The following is a 13,191-nucleotide window of genomic DNA, read 5'->3' on the forward strand; positions in this document are numbered from 1 at the left end:
GTGAACACGGAGGTTTCGCTCTCTAAAGCACTCACTTTGGCCGCCCACGGCTGGTCCTGGCGCTACGCCGGCCGGGAAGCCTGGGCGGTCGAAGACCTGACCCTGCAGATTCCGCCAGGTCAGCGCGTGCTGCTGCTCGGGGCGTCCGGCTCGGGCAAATCCACGGTCCTGGCCGGGATGGCCGGGCTCCTCTCCGGTGAGGACGGGGAGGAGCGCGGCGCCTTTACCCTGGGCGGGGTGCCCACCAGCTCGGGCCCGGTCCGCGGTGAGGTGGCGCTCGTGCAGCAGGACCCCGACTCGCAGGTCGTGATGGAACAGGTGGGGGACGAGGTCGCTTTCGGCCTGGAAAACCTCGGTGTTTCCCCGGAACAGATCTGGCCGCGAGTGGAACAGGCCCTGGCCCAAGTGGGGCTGGACGTGCCCCTCGACCACCCCACCCACCAGCTGTCCGGCGGGGAAAAGCAGCGCCTGGCCCTCGCTTCGGCCCTCGCGATGGAGCCGGGGGTCCTGCTGCTGGACGAGCCGACCTCAAACCTGGACCCGGCCGGGGTGCGGGAAGTCCGCGCCTCCGTGGCAAGCGCCCTGACCGGCTCGGACACCACCCTGATCATCATCGAACACCGGGTCGCCACCTGGGTGGACCTGGTCGACCGGATCGTTGTCCTCAGCCCGACCGGGATCCTGGCCGACGGCGAACCCGGCGAAGTCCTGACCGCCTACCGCGACCAGCTCCTGGCCGCGGGCATTTGGGTGCCCGGCGTGGAACTACCGGTTCAGCGCCTGGTGGGCGAGCGGACGGGAACCTGCCTGCAGGCCACCGATCTAACGGTGGGGTACGAGGCGGGGGAACCGATCTCGGTCCACGCCCAGCTGGATTTGGGGGCGGGCATCAGCACCTGCCTGGTGGGGGCCAACGGCGCGGGTAAGACCACGCTTGCCCTGACCCTGGCGGGGCTGCTGGCGCCGCTGGCCGGCTCGGTCACGAGTGCCGGCCACGTCCAGATGGTGTTTCAGGAGCCGTCCTACCAGTTCCTGCGCCACACCGTCCGCGAAGAACTGGAACTGTCGCTGCAGTTCTCCGACCTCAGCTCCGAGGAGCGGGCGGCCCGGGTGGACCAGTTCCTGGCGCTAATGCGGCTGCGGGACCTGGCCGACGCCCACCCGCAGAGCCTGTCCGGCGGCGAGAAACGCCGCCTCTCGGTGGCGACCGGGCTGATCGGGCACCCACCGATCCTGCTGCTGGACGAGCCGACCTTCGGCCAGGACCGCAACACCTGGCTGGCCCTGGTCCACCTCCTGCAAGACGCGGTGCGGGCCGGCACCTCGGTCATCGTCATCACCCACGACGAGGAACTGGTGGAGGTCCTCGGCCAGGAAGTGGTCACGGTCCACCCGCAGCGGGAGCTCCGGGTCGAGCCGCCCCCGCCCAGCGCCGGGATCCTGGACCGGGTCAACCCGCTGTTTCGGCTGGTCGGTTTGGCGCTGATGACCGTGCCGATGTTCTTCAGCGTGGACCTGCTCAGCACCGCGGTCGCCCTGGCTTTGGTAGCTGGGTTGCTGCCCCTGGTGGGCTGGGGTCCGCGCCAACTGCTCCGGCGGATCTGGCCGCTGCTGGTGGCCGCCCCCCTGGCCGGCATCTCGATGCTGCTCTACGCACGCCCGGGTGGGACAGTCTACTGGTCGTGGGGTCCGGCCGCGATCACGCAGAACTCGGTGGAACTGTCACTCGCGATTGCAATCCGGGTGCTGGCGCTGGGGATCCCCGCCATTGTCCTACTGTCCAGCGCCCAGCCGACCCGGATGGCCGACGCCCTCACCCAGGTTGCGAAGCTACCTCCGCGCCCGGTGCTGGCGGCCCTGGCCGGGATCCGGCTGATGTCCCTCATGCTGTCCGACTGGCAGGCGCTCGGACGGGCCCGACGGTCGCGCGGGGTGGCGCCCCAGTCCAAGTGGAAGGAGTTCTTTACCGGCTCGTTCTCCCTCCTGACCTTTGCCCTGCGCCGAGCCTCCTCCCTGTCGGTGACGATGGAGGCACGCGGGTTTGGGGCCCCCACCCGCCGGTCCAACGCCCGCACCTCCCCGGTGGGGTGGGCCGACCTGTGGATGGTGGTGGTGGCCATCATCATCCCCACCCTGGCCCTCGGCGTCGCCGTCTGGGCCGGATCGTTCCGCTGGTTTGGAATCTAGATGCTGGCTGCCTCGGACCTGCATGACCACGTGGCTCAGCTGTCGCCTCCCGCCCGGCGGATCCTGATTGACGGGCCCTCCGGCGCGGGGAAAACCACCCTGGCTCAGCAGCTGGCTCCCCTCGGCTACCTGATCCTGCACCTGGACGACTGGTATCCGGGGTGGGATGGGCTGGCGGCGGGATCCGCCCTCACCGAGGACTTGCTCACCTCGGATCGGCCGGCTTTTCCCCGCTGGGACTGGGCGAAAGGGCGCGTGTCCGAGTGGGTCCCGGTCGATCCCACCCGCCCGTGGGTGGTCGAGGGGTGCGGGTCGCTGACCCCGGGAACCGCCGCCCTCGCCGACCTTCGGCTCTGGTGCGACGTGCCCGCCGAGGTGGCCCACCAGCGGGGCTTGGCCCGTGACGGAGCCGCCTACGAGCCGTGGTGGGAGCGCTGGCACCGCCAGGAACAGCAGCACTGGGAGCGCCACCGGCCCTGGACCCTGGCGGATATTCGGGTGGATTGCCGGGACGCTGACAGTTAGCGGGGGGTGCGAAGGGCCTTTCGCAGCATTGAGACCGCGACGAAAAGCAGGAAGACGGCGAACAGCAGGTTGGCGACCTGGGGCGAGATCCGGTGCGCCAGGTAGGAGCCCAGCAGGGTCGTGGTCGAGGCGGACAGCCCCACGATCAGGGCCGCCGGCAAGTTCAGGTTCCGGCGCCGAATGTTGGGGATGGTGCCCCCCAGCGCCGAGGGGATCATCATCAGCAGGGACGTGCCCTTGGCCACCAGGTCCGAAGCCCCGAAAATCAGCATCAGCGCGGGGACGACGATGATGCCGCCGCCCACGCCAAGCAGCCCGGAGAGCGTCCCGGTCAGGATCCCCACCACCAGCAGCCCCACCGCGGTGGCCCAGTTGATTTCCAGGACTGCGGCGCGGGAGGGCACATTGATGAACATCATCACGACGGAGAAAAGAATGAACCCCGCGAAGACAATTTGAAGTCGGCGCGAACTGATTCGCGACAGCAGCCAGGTGCCAATTTGAGCGCCCCCAATCCCGCCGAGGGCCAGCAGCCCGGCCGCCTCCCAGGAGACGTCACCCTGGGCCGCGTAGGAGGCCACCCCCACCAAGGCCAACGGGACAATCGTGGTCAGAGACGTGCCCGAAGCGAGTCGCGGGGCAAACCCGACGATCGCAACCAGCCCGGGGACAATCATAATCCCACCGCCAACCCCGAACATGCCCGACAGGAGCCCGGCTCCCAACCCGAGGACGATCAGGAGGATCGTCTGGCGGCGGTTGGGCCGGGCCCAGAGCTGTTCGGAATTGGTCACGGTCATTTAGTCTAGACCTTTTGCCGCGGGCGCCTCACAGCTAACGAGAATCCGAGCCAGGGCAGAGCGTTCCGCCTCGGTCACGGCCAGGTCCCACTTCTGTTTCACCGCCACCTGCCGGGCGGCGTACTCGCAGTGAAAGAACGGGTTGGGCGGCAGCCACCGGTCGGCCGAGGCCGCCCCTTTCTGCTGGTTCGCCGGCCCGTCCACCGCCAGCAGGTTGAGCGGGTCGTTGGCGAACTGTTCGCGCTGCTCATCCGACCACCGGTCCGCCCCGCTCTCCCAGGCGTTGGCCAGGGCCACCACGTGGTCGATCTGCACCGCCGGCGAGGTCTTCTCTCCCCGCTGGAACCGGATCTGCTGCCCGGTGTAGGGGTCGGCCAGGGTTCCCCGCTCCACAACGCAGTCGTGGGTCCCCTCCCGCCAGCGCACCTCCGTCAGGTCCCGGGCCAAGATGTCGTTGCGCGTGTCGCACCCGTTCCGGTCCACGTCGGCCCACCGGGCCCCAAACTGGTCGCGGTCGTAGGGGGCGGCCAACTTGGCCGAGGTCGGCAGGGCCAGCAGCGCCTCCGCCAGGGCCGTGTCCTCCCGCCCCGCCAGAATCTCGGCGGCGCTTCGCCCATCGGGTTGTCCGTCTGCGTCCGGCAGGTCCAGCCCACCCCGGCCCCACCAGAGGGCCACCAGCAGCAGGACCAACCCGAGCACCAGGCCGGGAAGGAGCAAACGCCTTTTCTTCATCCCCCCAGGTTGCCCCGCCAGAGTCACCTCGGTCCAGTTCCGGCGCTGCCTGTGGACAGCCTCAGCCGAAGATGAGGCCCGGATCCTGCGTTCGGACCGAGCCGACCGCTCGCTGGACCGGACGGGTCGCCAGGGGGAGGACGGGAATCGCGGCCACCAGGTCGCGCACCTGATCCCGATCCTGCAACTCCGGGTCCAACCACGGGGTGTGCAGTTCCGGCGGCACGAACACGGGCATCCGGTCGTGGATCCGGCCCAGCTCGTCGGGGGCGGAACGGGTGATTACCGCGCAGGTGACCAGCTCATCCCCCCGCTCGGTGCGGGAGAACTCGTAAATGCCCGCCATCGCCAGCACCGGAGTGGGGAACCCAGCCGGGCCCGGCTGGATGGCGGCTCCATCCGCCTCGGCTGGAACGGGAGCGGACAGGAAGTAGGGCTGCTTCTGCCCGTCCGGCTGGGTCATCCACTCGTAGTAGCCGTTGGTGGGGATCAGGCACCGGCGCCGACTGGCCGCCACCCGAAAGGAAGGTTTCTCCGTCAGGGTTTCGGAGCGGGCGTTGATCAGGGGTTTGAACCCGGCCTTGGCCCAGTGGGGAACCAGCCCCCAGCGCTGCATGGTCAGGACGCGGGGTTGATTGCCCACCACCGCCCGCACCCACTGCGAGGGTGCCTGATTGTAGGAGGGCAGGTGCTCGCCCTCCATCACGTCGATGTCGAAGAGGGCAACCAACTCGTCGTCCTCGTCGAACATGGTGAAGCGGCCGCACATGCCTACCCCTCCTCGTCCCGGGTTTGCGCCTCGTCCGTGCGGGGCAACCCGGTCTCCTCAAAACTTTCGTCCAGGCCGGTCCGGGTGCGCTTCCGAGCCGCCGCTTTCCGGTCCAGCAGGTAGCGGAGTTGCTCGGAGGAAAGGGTGAGGGTCCAGTCGGTGTGTTCGGGCAGGCGCCAGCGCCGCCAGTGAGCCAGCGCGGTGAAGGACGAGCCGACCACCGTGGCCACGATCATGCCCCACATCGGGTAACCCAGGTTGAAGAACGCCACCATGATGCCGGCCGAAACCAGCGCGGGGGTGGCGTACAGGTAGTTGCCGCCCAGCACGGTCGGCACGTTGCCGGCGGAGATGTCCCGGATCATGCCCCCGCCGACCGCGGTGGTGAGCCCCAGCAGCAGGGCGGGCATCAGGCCAAAGCCCATCGACAGGGTTTTCATTGCGCCGGTCGCGGCCCAACTGCCCAGCACCAGCCCGTCGGCCAGGATCAGCGCGATCCGCCAGCCGCGGCTGTCGAGGCGCCAGAGGAAAGCAATCGAAGCTCCCACCAGCGCGGTCCCGATGTAGAAAGGATCGGTGATCGCCACGGGCGGACCGTGCTGCAAAATGACGTCGCGGACAATCCCGCCGCCCATGGCAGACATGACCGCCAAGATCATGAAGCCAACGGCATCGAAGTGCTTTTGACGGGCCAGCTTTCCGCCCAGGACCCCGTTCAGGAGCACGCCGGTGAGGTCGACGACACGGAAAACGGCCCAGACTGCGTTCTCTTCCATGCGCTTCTCCCTTCCGGGAAAAGCCTAGCCGATGGTAGCCCCGAACAGAGTTCCCAGAGCGAAGGTCACGGCCGCGGCCCCGTAGCCCACCGCTAGCTGACGCAACGCCGTTCGCCACGGGGTGCCACCCGACAGTAGGCCGACCACGCCGCCGGTCCCCAGCAGGGTGATCCCCACCAGGACGGAGCTGATTACGATCGGCATCCACCCGCCGACCCCGAACATGAACGGAATCAGCGGCAGCAGGGCGCCGAGGGCAAAAAAGATAAACGAGGACACGGCCGCGCGGAACGGGGTTCCCACCGCCTCGGTGCTGGTCTGACGGGCCCCCTCACCCAGGGCGGAGCGGAGGGGGAGCTGGCCCGAGGCGGAATCCCCCGCCTCGCCCAGGGCGGCAAAAACTCTCTCGGCGTGTTCCTGGGCGGTTTCGGGAGATTCCCCGCGCGCGCGGAACAGCAGGGCCAGCTCGTTCGCGTTCACGTCGAGCGCCGGGACTGACCGGTGGGCATCGTCGTCGGGGGTGGAGGCGCTCAGCAGCTCACGCTGACTGGACACGCTGATCCACTCGCCGGCCCCCATCGACAGGGCTCCGGCCAGCAGCCCGGCCACCCCCGTGGCCAGCACCATTGAGGGGGTCATCCCGGTGGCCGCCACCCCGAGGATCAGGGCCAGGTTGGAGATGAGGCCGTCGTTGGCGCCGAACACGGCCGCCCGGAAGGAACCGGCCATGTGGGCGCGCGACTCCGCGGCCAGGGAGCGGACCACCTCGCCGTGAATGTGCTCATCCGCCGCCATTTGGTCGGGGACGTCGTGGTCGTCGTCGTAGCCGGTGCGCTGCTCGGAGCGCTGGGCCAAAGCCAGGACGAACACCGAGCCGAACCGGTTGGCCAGGGACGACATCAGCCGCCGGCGCCAGGGCACCCGCGGCGGCGGGTAGGCCTGGTCTCCCAGCAGTTCCAGCCAGTACTGTTCGTGGCGTCCTTCGGCGGCGGCCAGTTCCAGCATGATTTCCCGGTGGGGGCTGCGCTGGCGGCGAGCCAGGTTCCGGTAGGTGTCCGCTTCTAAGCGCTCTTCCGCCAGGTAGCGACGCCACCGACGGATTTGGCGCCGGGACGGGGTCGGGGTGTCAGACATGGGCCCACTCTCACAGATGGGGGCCGGAGCCGTCCATTAAGCGTCCCGAACTAGCTGTTTCGTGGAGCCGAAACATCGGGAGATTCAGGCGCGTTCTCCCGAGGGTGCTCCACCACTGTTGCATCGATCACCAGTCGGTTGGTGGGCATGCCGAACACCTTCTCTTTGACGACATCGGCCACCGCATCGGAGATTTCGTTGCCCTTGGAGCGCACCACGTCCGCCACCTTTTCACCGGCGGCATCGAGGGGGCGCGACACGATCGGGAGCGTCCGCAACTGGCGGGTGACCCCTTTGATCTGCTCGTATTTTTCGCGTCCGGCCCGGGCTCCCAGGACAAACCCGATTCCCAATCCCAGGATGATTCCAGCTTTGGTTCCCAAGGCTTTCCCTTACTTCCCGCTCGTCGGATACAGACTGACCAGTTCCTCAACGATTTCGTCGCCCACCCGGTCCACCTGCTTGGTGCGAACCAGGACCAGGGGAACCCCGCCGCCGTCGCAGATAATGGTCAGGTCCCCGGCTTCCGGCGCGGGGGAGTCCTCGCTAAAGTCGGCGGCCGGGCTCCGAACAATCATGGCGCCGGCGTCGCGGATCTGGCGGGCCAGGTCGGAGGCTTCCTCCGCGTCGTCGGCCAGCTGCATTGCGGGCGGGCGCAACGAGGACCGCAGGCGGGGACCGAACAAATCCTCCCAGGAGGCCGAAGCAAGTTTTTGGCGGGCAGCCTCCCAGAAGATTCCGAGGATCTCTTCGTCGGGTGGCAGGCTGAGGGCTCCGTTGTTTGTCATGGGGTTAATCATTGTTGATTGGCGTGATCCTGTCGACCGGCCCCCGTCCACCAGTCCGGTCAGAACTGTCGACTCCCCCACCATTGTCCCCTTCGGCCCTGTTCCCATCGGAACCGAACCGGTACGGTTAACGGGTGAGTGAAATCAGCCTGGTGACCCCCCGCGGGGTGAATCTTGCGGGGAACTTTGTCGTCCCCGTGGATGCCACCGATGCCGCCGTGCTGTTCTCCCACTCGTTTTTCAACAATCGGGAGTCCGGCAAGTACTTCGAACGGTTGGCGGCCGCCTACCGCAAGCTCGGCTACGCCACGCTGAAGTTCGACTACTCGGGCCACGGGGAATCTGACGACGACATCATCGTGGTCGACCACCAGGAAGAGGACCTGCGGGCAGCCTCAGGCTGGTTGGCGGATCAGGGCTTTGACCGCCAGCTCCTCCACGGGCATTCCTTCGGGACGCTGGCCCCGCTGAAGGCGCGACCGGCCGCGGTGCAGTCCATGATCCTGTCCGGTGTGATCACGGGGCCGCTCTCGTTTGATTGGGAGCAGATCTTCTCTCCCAGCCAGTTGGACGAGTTGGAGCAGACCGGTCGTACCCGGATTGTGGACGACTCCCCCAGTTCCCGGCAGTACTTTGAGATTTCCAAGCAGACCCTGCAGGACCTGTCGCTGAACCGGGCCGCCGACCTGGTGGATGACCTGTCGTACCCGGTGCTGCTGCTGCACGATATTGACGACGAGCAGGCGGGCCTGCTGGAGATGACCACGGACGTGTTTGCCCGGCTCCCCGACGGGTCCCGGGTGGAGGCGGTCCGCGACGCCAACTTTGGTCCGGGAGAAAAACTCCCCTACCTGGCTGGACTGTGTCAGGAATGGGCACGCCAGCACCTGCCGGTCCGTCCGTAGCCGTGCGCGACTTGTCCGTGGTCACTGATACGTTAGAACGGTGAATCAGAGGCAGGAACAGGGACCCGGACCCGGCCGCACCGGCGGCGGGTCAAAGGGTAAGCGTCGGCGTGGGTCCGGCCGTTCGGGTCGGGGACCCCGGCCGTTTACCCCGCTGCAACTAGCGCAGCGGGCCGCCGCCCTCCCGGTGGTGACCTTCCCCGACCTGCCGGTAAGCGCTCACCGGGATCAGATTGCAGCGGCCATTGCCCAGCACCAGGTGGTGATTGTGGCGGGCGAAACCGGCTCGGGCAAAACCACTCAGCTGCCGAAAATTTGCCTTCAGCTCGGCCGGGGAATCTCCGGGCTGATTGGCCACACCCAGCCTCGGCGGCTGGCGGCGCGCTCGGTAGCGGAAAGAATTGCCGACGAGTTGGGGCAGACGGTTGGGAGAGAGCCCGGCCAGGTCATCGGGTATCAGGTTCGGTTCACCGATGAGGTTGGCCCCACCACCCTGGTGAAACTGATGACCGACGGCATCCTGCTGAACGAAATTCAGGTGGATCCGGACCTGCGTCGCTACGACACCCTCATCATTGACGAGGCGCATGAGCGCTCCTTGAACATCGACTTCATTTTGGGTTACTTGGCGCGGCTGCTGCCCCGCCGGCCCGACCTGAAGGTGATCATCACCTCGGCCACCATCGACTCGGACCGGTTTGCCGACCATTTCAGCCAGTTCACCGGGGACCGCGTGCCGGTGATTGAGGTGAGCGGACGGACCTACCCGGTCGAGATCCGCTACCGGCCGCTCTCGCCGGACCAGTCGGGCACCCCCACCCAAACTCCCACCGAGGAGGCCGAGCCGTCCGCCGCGCACACCCCCGGCGCGGGCGCGCCGCAGCTGGTGCTGGAGGATCCCGATGACGACCTGGCCACCCTCGGCTACGGCCTGGGTGAGGCTATTGACCTGGAGCAGGGCCTCTGCGGGGCGGTGGACGAACTGCTCTCTGAACCGGCCGGCGACATCCTGGTGTTTCTGCCAGGGGAGCGGGACATCCGGGAAGCCCAGGTGGCCCTGGAAGAGTTTCTGCGCGAGCGGCGCCCCCCGGTTTCAGTCGAGCTGGTCCCGCTTTTTGCGCGCCTCTCCGCCGCAGAGCAGCATCGGATCTTCGCTCCCCACAGTCGCCGCCGCATTATCCTGTCCACCAATATTGCCGAAACGTCGCTCACTGTTCCCGGGATCAAGTATGTAGTTGACGCGGGGTTGGCCCGCATCAGCCGCTTCTCCAACAAGACCAAGGTGCAGCGCCTGCCGATCGAGCGGGTCTCCCAGGCCTCGGCCAACCAGCGTTCGGGCCGCGCGGGCCGCCTGGAGGATGGGATCGCCATCCGGCTCTACTCGGCTGGCGACTACGCCGCCCGCCCCCGCTACACCGAGCCGGAGATCCTGCGGACCTCCCTGGCCGCGGTGATCCTGCAGATGGCCGCGCTGGGGTTGGGGGAGGTGTCCCAGTTCCCCTTCCTGGATCCACCCAGCTCGCGCGCGGTTCGGGACGGGGTGCAGCTCCTGGTTGAGCTTGGGGCCCTGACCGAGGCGGGGAAGCTGACTTCGATTGGGCGAAAGCTCGCGCGCCTCCCCATCGATCCGCGCCTGGGACGGATGCTGCTGGCGGGCCAGGAGAACGGCTGCGCGTCCGAGGTCCTGGTCATCATTGCCGCCCTGTCCATCCAAGACGTGCGCGAGCGCCCCCTTGACGCACAGGCGGCAGCCGACCAGGCCCACGCCCGGTTCAACGATTCGCGCTCGGACTTCATGACCTACCTGAACCTGTGGCGCTACCTGAACGTGCAGGCGCGCGACCTGTCGGGCAGTGCGTTTCGCCGGCTTTGTCACCGGGAGTATTTGCACTACCTGCGCTTTCGGGAGTGGCGGGACGTGGTTGGCCAACTGCGCCAAATGTGCCGCGAAATGGGGATCCAGGTCGAGGCGTTGGGTGAGCCGGACCGCGGGGAAATCCGCCAGTACGCAGACCCGGCCAGCGCGGTGGTGGAGTTCGGCCGGGGCGTTCGAGCCGTCGACTATGACCAGTTGCACCGGGCCCTGCTGGTGGGACTCCTGTCCAACATTGGGACCTGGGAGCAGGCCAAAGGGACCTACCTGGGGGCGCGGGCGACCCGTTTCACCGTCTGGCCCGGGTCGGGCCTGGCCGGTGGGCACCCGCCCTGGATCATGGCGGCCGAGCTGGTGGAAACCTCCCGCCTCTTTGCCCGCACCGTCGCCCAAATCAAGATTGAATGGGTGGAGCACGCCGCCCAGCACCTGCTGACCCGCTCCTACTCGGAACCGTACTGGTCGCGGGCCAAAGGCGCCGCCCTGATCAAGGAGCGGGTCAGCCTTTACGGTCTGACGCTGGCTGCCGACCGGTCGGTGCTGCTGGCCTCACTGGGGGATCGCCAGTTGGGCGCGTCCGTGGCCCCGCAGTTGGCCCCACCCCAGCCCGGGTCCATTGCGGCCATCGCGCAGGGCCTGTTCGCGCAGGCCGGTTCGGGGGGTTGGTCCTCCCAGTTCTTTGGCCCCAAACCCGAGGCCGAGGGTCTGACCGCCCGGGAGCTGGCCCGGGAAATGTTCCTCCGCGAAGCCCTGGTTGAGGGCAACTGGCGGGTCAGTTACCTGAAGTTTCAGCGGGAAAACCAGGAGTTGCTGGATGAGGCCCGGGAGGTGGAGCAGCGCTCCCGCCAAGCCGGAAAGGTAGCCGGTGAGGAGGAGCTATTCCGCTTCTTCGACGAGCGGGTGCCGGCGGAGATCACCTCGGCCCGCAGCTTTGAGAACTGGTGGAAGAAGACGCGGCCCGATCAGCCCCGCCTGCTGAACTACCGGTGGGAGGACGTCATCCACGACGTCAGCCGCGGCGGTGAGGACGGCTTCCCGGACCACTGGCAACAGGGCGAGCTGAGCCTGCCGCTTAGCTACGACTTCCAACCCGGCTCCGACACCGACGGGGTCACCGTTACCATCGCCTTGGCCCAGCTCCCCCAGGTGCAAGATGAGGGTTTCGACTGGCTGGTTCCCGGCCTCCTGTCGCAGCTGTGCGCCGGCACGATCCGAGCTTTGCCCAAGGAGAAGCGGCGCCTGTTGGCTCCGGCCCCGGACGTGGGGGAGCAGGTGGCCAAACGCCTCACCCACCGCGGGGAAACCGTGCTGGAGGCAGCCGTCTCCCCGGCGGAAGAGGCGGAGGATCCCCGCTCGCTCGGCGCTTCCCTGGATCGCCTGGCCCAGTGGGCTCAGCAGACGGGCAAAGCCAAAGGTCCGCTGACGGTGAGCCCGCAGTCCGTCAATCCAGTACCGGAGCCGACCTCCGAAGCCCCAGCGCCGACGCCCTCGCCGGAAGTGACCCGGAGATTCTTCCCTGCCTTCGCCCAGGCGGTGGCGAATCTGCGCGGCGTGGAGCTGACCGAAGCCGATGAGCAGCACGTCTCCCAGCACCTGCCCGCCCACCTGCAGATGCATTTCCAGGTGGTGGATCGAAACGGAAAAGTGCTGGCCCGCGGGTCCTCGCTGCTGGAACTGCAGCGCCGGCTGGCACCCCAGGCCGACCGGGCCATTCACCAGGCCGTCCGTCAAGCGGTGCGCCAAGCCGGGAAGGAACGCCCCGGTCGGGCCCACGCGCCCACTGCAGACGCCGGCAGCTGGCAGCAGGAAGAGGTGACGGAGTTTCCCTCCACCCCGATTGCGCCGGTGGTAGAGACCACCAACGCGCAGGGGCTGACCGTGCGCGGCTACCCGGCGCTGGTGGCGGCCCCCGACCGGGACCTGGTCAGCCTGCGACTGTGCGCCACCGCCGAGCAGGCGGAGCTCTCCCACCGGGACGGGGTGGCACGGCTGTTGGAACGCCAGCTGCGCCTACCGCTCACCCGGGTCACCACCCGCTGGTCCGGACGCGAAGCGCTGCTGCTGGCCGCCTCGCCCTACCCCTCCACCGAAGCGCTGGTGGCCGCGGCCCAACTGGCAGCGGCTCGAACCCTGCGGGCCGAACTGGCCCCGCAACCGATTCGGCGAGCGGAAGATTTTGCCGCACTGGTGAGCCGGGCTCGGGACCGGTTTGAAGAAGAGGTATACCGGCTCCTCCAGTTGACGGTGAAATCGCTGGAAGCCCAGCGGCGGGTGGAAGAGGCATTGGATCGACACCCCGAGGAATCTCTCGAGCCGGTGCGCCGCCAGGTCCGCCGGGAACTGAAACGACTGCTGAGCGCAGACTTCCTGACCGAGACGGATCGGCGCACCCTTCCCTCCCTCCCCCGGTACCTCGACGCGTTGGCGATCCGACTCGACCGGGCCGCCCGCGGCCCAGCTGCCCTGCGGACCGACCAGGAGCGGTGGTCAAACCTGCTGGAACTGCGCACCCGGTGGGAGGACGCTCGCGACCGGGCAGCCGGTCGACCGTTGAACCTGCAGGTTCACGACCGCCTCAGCCGGGTGAAGTGGTTGCTGGAAGAGCTGGCGGTCTCCCAGTTTGCCGAGCAGTTGGGCACCGCTGAGCGGGTCAGCCCCCAGCGGATCAGTCGACAGCTGGATGCCATTTGGGAGGGGTAGCC

11 protein-coding genes are annotated in these 13,191 nt (G+C 68.0%); 4 read left to right on the forward strand and 7 right to left on the reverse strand.

Features of this window, described 5'->3' with window-relative positions:
• The gene (locus SAC06_RS10025) at positions 1–2,187 is read left to right on the forward strand and encodes an ATP-binding cassette domain-containing protein (protein ID WP_350258151.1); all 2,187 of its coding nucleotides are present in this window, start codon (positions 1–3) and stop codon (positions 2,185–2,187) included.
• Positions 2,188–2,712 (forward strand): AAA family ATPase, encoded by a 525-nt coding sequence (locus SAC06_RS10030; RefSeq protein WP_350258152.1) that lies wholly within the window; start codon positions 2,188–2,190, stop codon positions 2,710–2,712.
• Here the strand turns inward: SAC06_RS10030 and SAC06_RS10035 are convergent.
• The 7 genes from SAC06_RS10035 to SAC06_RS10065 all read right to left on the reverse strand — a co-directional run bounded on the left by SAC06_RS10035 (position 2,709) and on the right by SAC06_RS10065 (position 7,711).
• The gene (locus tag SAC06_RS10035) at positions 2,709–3,512 is read right to left on the reverse strand and encodes a sulfite exporter TauE/SafE family protein (protein ID WP_350258153.1); all 804 of its coding nucleotides are present in this window, start codon (positions 3,510–3,512) and stop codon (positions 2,709–2,711) included. The two genes, SAC06_RS10030 and SAC06_RS10035, sit on opposite strands and share 4 nt — an antisense overlap.
• Positions 3,513–4,244 carry an HNH endonuclease family protein gene (locus tag SAC06_RS10040; RefSeq protein ID WP_350258154.1) on the reverse strand — a complete coding sequence of 244 codons (732 nt, stop codon included), beginning with the start codon at positions 4,242–4,244 and terminating at the stop codon, positions 3,513–3,515.
• A gap of 61 nt (positions 4,245–4,305) precedes the next feature.
• A complete protein-coding gene (locus tag SAC06_RS10045) occupies positions 4,306–5,013 on the reverse strand; it encodes an SOS response-associated peptidase (protein ID WP_350258155.1) in 708 nt (235 codons plus the stop codon).
• 2 nt (positions 5,014–5,015) lie between these two features.
• Positions 5,016–5,789 carry a trimeric intracellular cation channel family protein gene (locus tag SAC06_RS10050; protein ID WP_350258156.1) on the reverse strand — a complete coding sequence of 258 codons (774 nt, stop codon included), beginning with the start codon at positions 5,787–5,789 and terminating at the stop codon, positions 5,016–5,018.
• Positions 5,790–5,813: 24 nt separating this feature from the next.
• Positions 5,814–6,923, reverse strand: a complete 1,110-nt coding sequence (locus SAC06_RS10055) for a VIT1/CCC1 family protein (RefSeq protein WP_350258157.1) — start codon at positions 6,921–6,923, stop codon at positions 5,814–5,816.
• Between the two features lie 50 nt (positions 6,924–6,973).
• Complete coding sequence (locus SAC06_RS10060) at positions 6,974–7,306, reverse strand: YtxH domain-containing protein (RefSeq protein WP_350258158.1); 333 nt, start codon at positions 7,304–7,306, stop codon at positions 6,974–6,976.
• Between the two features lie 9 nt (positions 7,307–7,315).
• The gene (locus tag SAC06_RS10065) at positions 7,316–7,711 is read right to left on the reverse strand and encodes a hypothetical protein (protein ID WP_350258159.1); all 396 of its coding nucleotides are present in this window, start codon (positions 7,709–7,711) and stop codon (positions 7,316–7,318) included.
• 134 nt (positions 7,712–7,845) lie between these two features.
• Here SAC06_RS10065 and SAC06_RS10070 point away from each other — a divergent pair, with 134 nt between their 5' ends.
• Entirely contained in the window at positions 7,846–8,616 is a 771-nt protein-coding gene (locus tag SAC06_RS10070) for an alpha/beta hydrolase (RefSeq protein ID WP_350258160.1), read from the forward strand.
• A gap of 40 nt (positions 8,617–8,656) precedes the next feature.
• Entirely contained in the window at positions 8,657–13,189 is a 4,533-nt protein-coding gene (locus SAC06_RS10075) for a DUF3418 domain-containing protein (RefSeq protein ID WP_350258161.1), read from the forward strand.
• Positions 13,190–13,191: the final 2 nt, after the last annotated feature.

The organism is Scrofimicrobium sp. R131 (assembly GCF_040256745.1).
In the GTDB taxonomy this organism is placed as follows: Bacteria; Actinomycetota; Actinomycetes; order Actinomycetales; family Actinomycetaceae; genus Scrofimicrobium; species Scrofimicrobium appendicitidis.

Bases quoted from the DNA above. Each gene is read 5' to 3' on its own strand.
- SAC06_RS10030 (WP_350258152.1), top strand. From the start codon at position 2,188: ATGCTGGCTGCCTCGGACCTGCATGACCACGTGGCTCAGCTGTCGCCT.
- SAC06_RS10035 (WP_350258153.1), bottom strand. From the start codon at position 3,512: ATGACCGTGACCAATTCCGAACAGCTCTGGGCCCGGCCCAACCGCCGC.
- SAC06_RS10040 (WP_350258154.1), bottom strand. From the start codon at position 4,244: ATGAAGAAAAGGCGTTTGCTCCTTCCCGGCCTGGTGCTCGGGTTGGTC.
- SAC06_RS10045 (WP_350258155.1), bottom strand. From the start codon at position 5,013: ATGTGCGGCCGCTTCACCATGTTCGACGAGGACGACGAGTTGGTTGCC.
- SAC06_RS10050 (WP_350258156.1), bottom strand. From the start codon at position 5,789: ATGGAAGAGAACGCAGTCTGGGCCGTTTTCCGTGTCGTCGACCTCACC.
- SAC06_RS10055 (WP_350258157.1), bottom strand. From the start codon at position 6,923: ATGTCTGACACCCCGACCCCGTCCCGGCGCCAAATCCGTCGGTGGCGT.
- SAC06_RS10065 (WP_350258159.1), bottom strand. From the start codon at position 7,711: ATGACAAACAACGGAGCCCTCAGCCTGCCACCCGACGAAGAGATCCTC.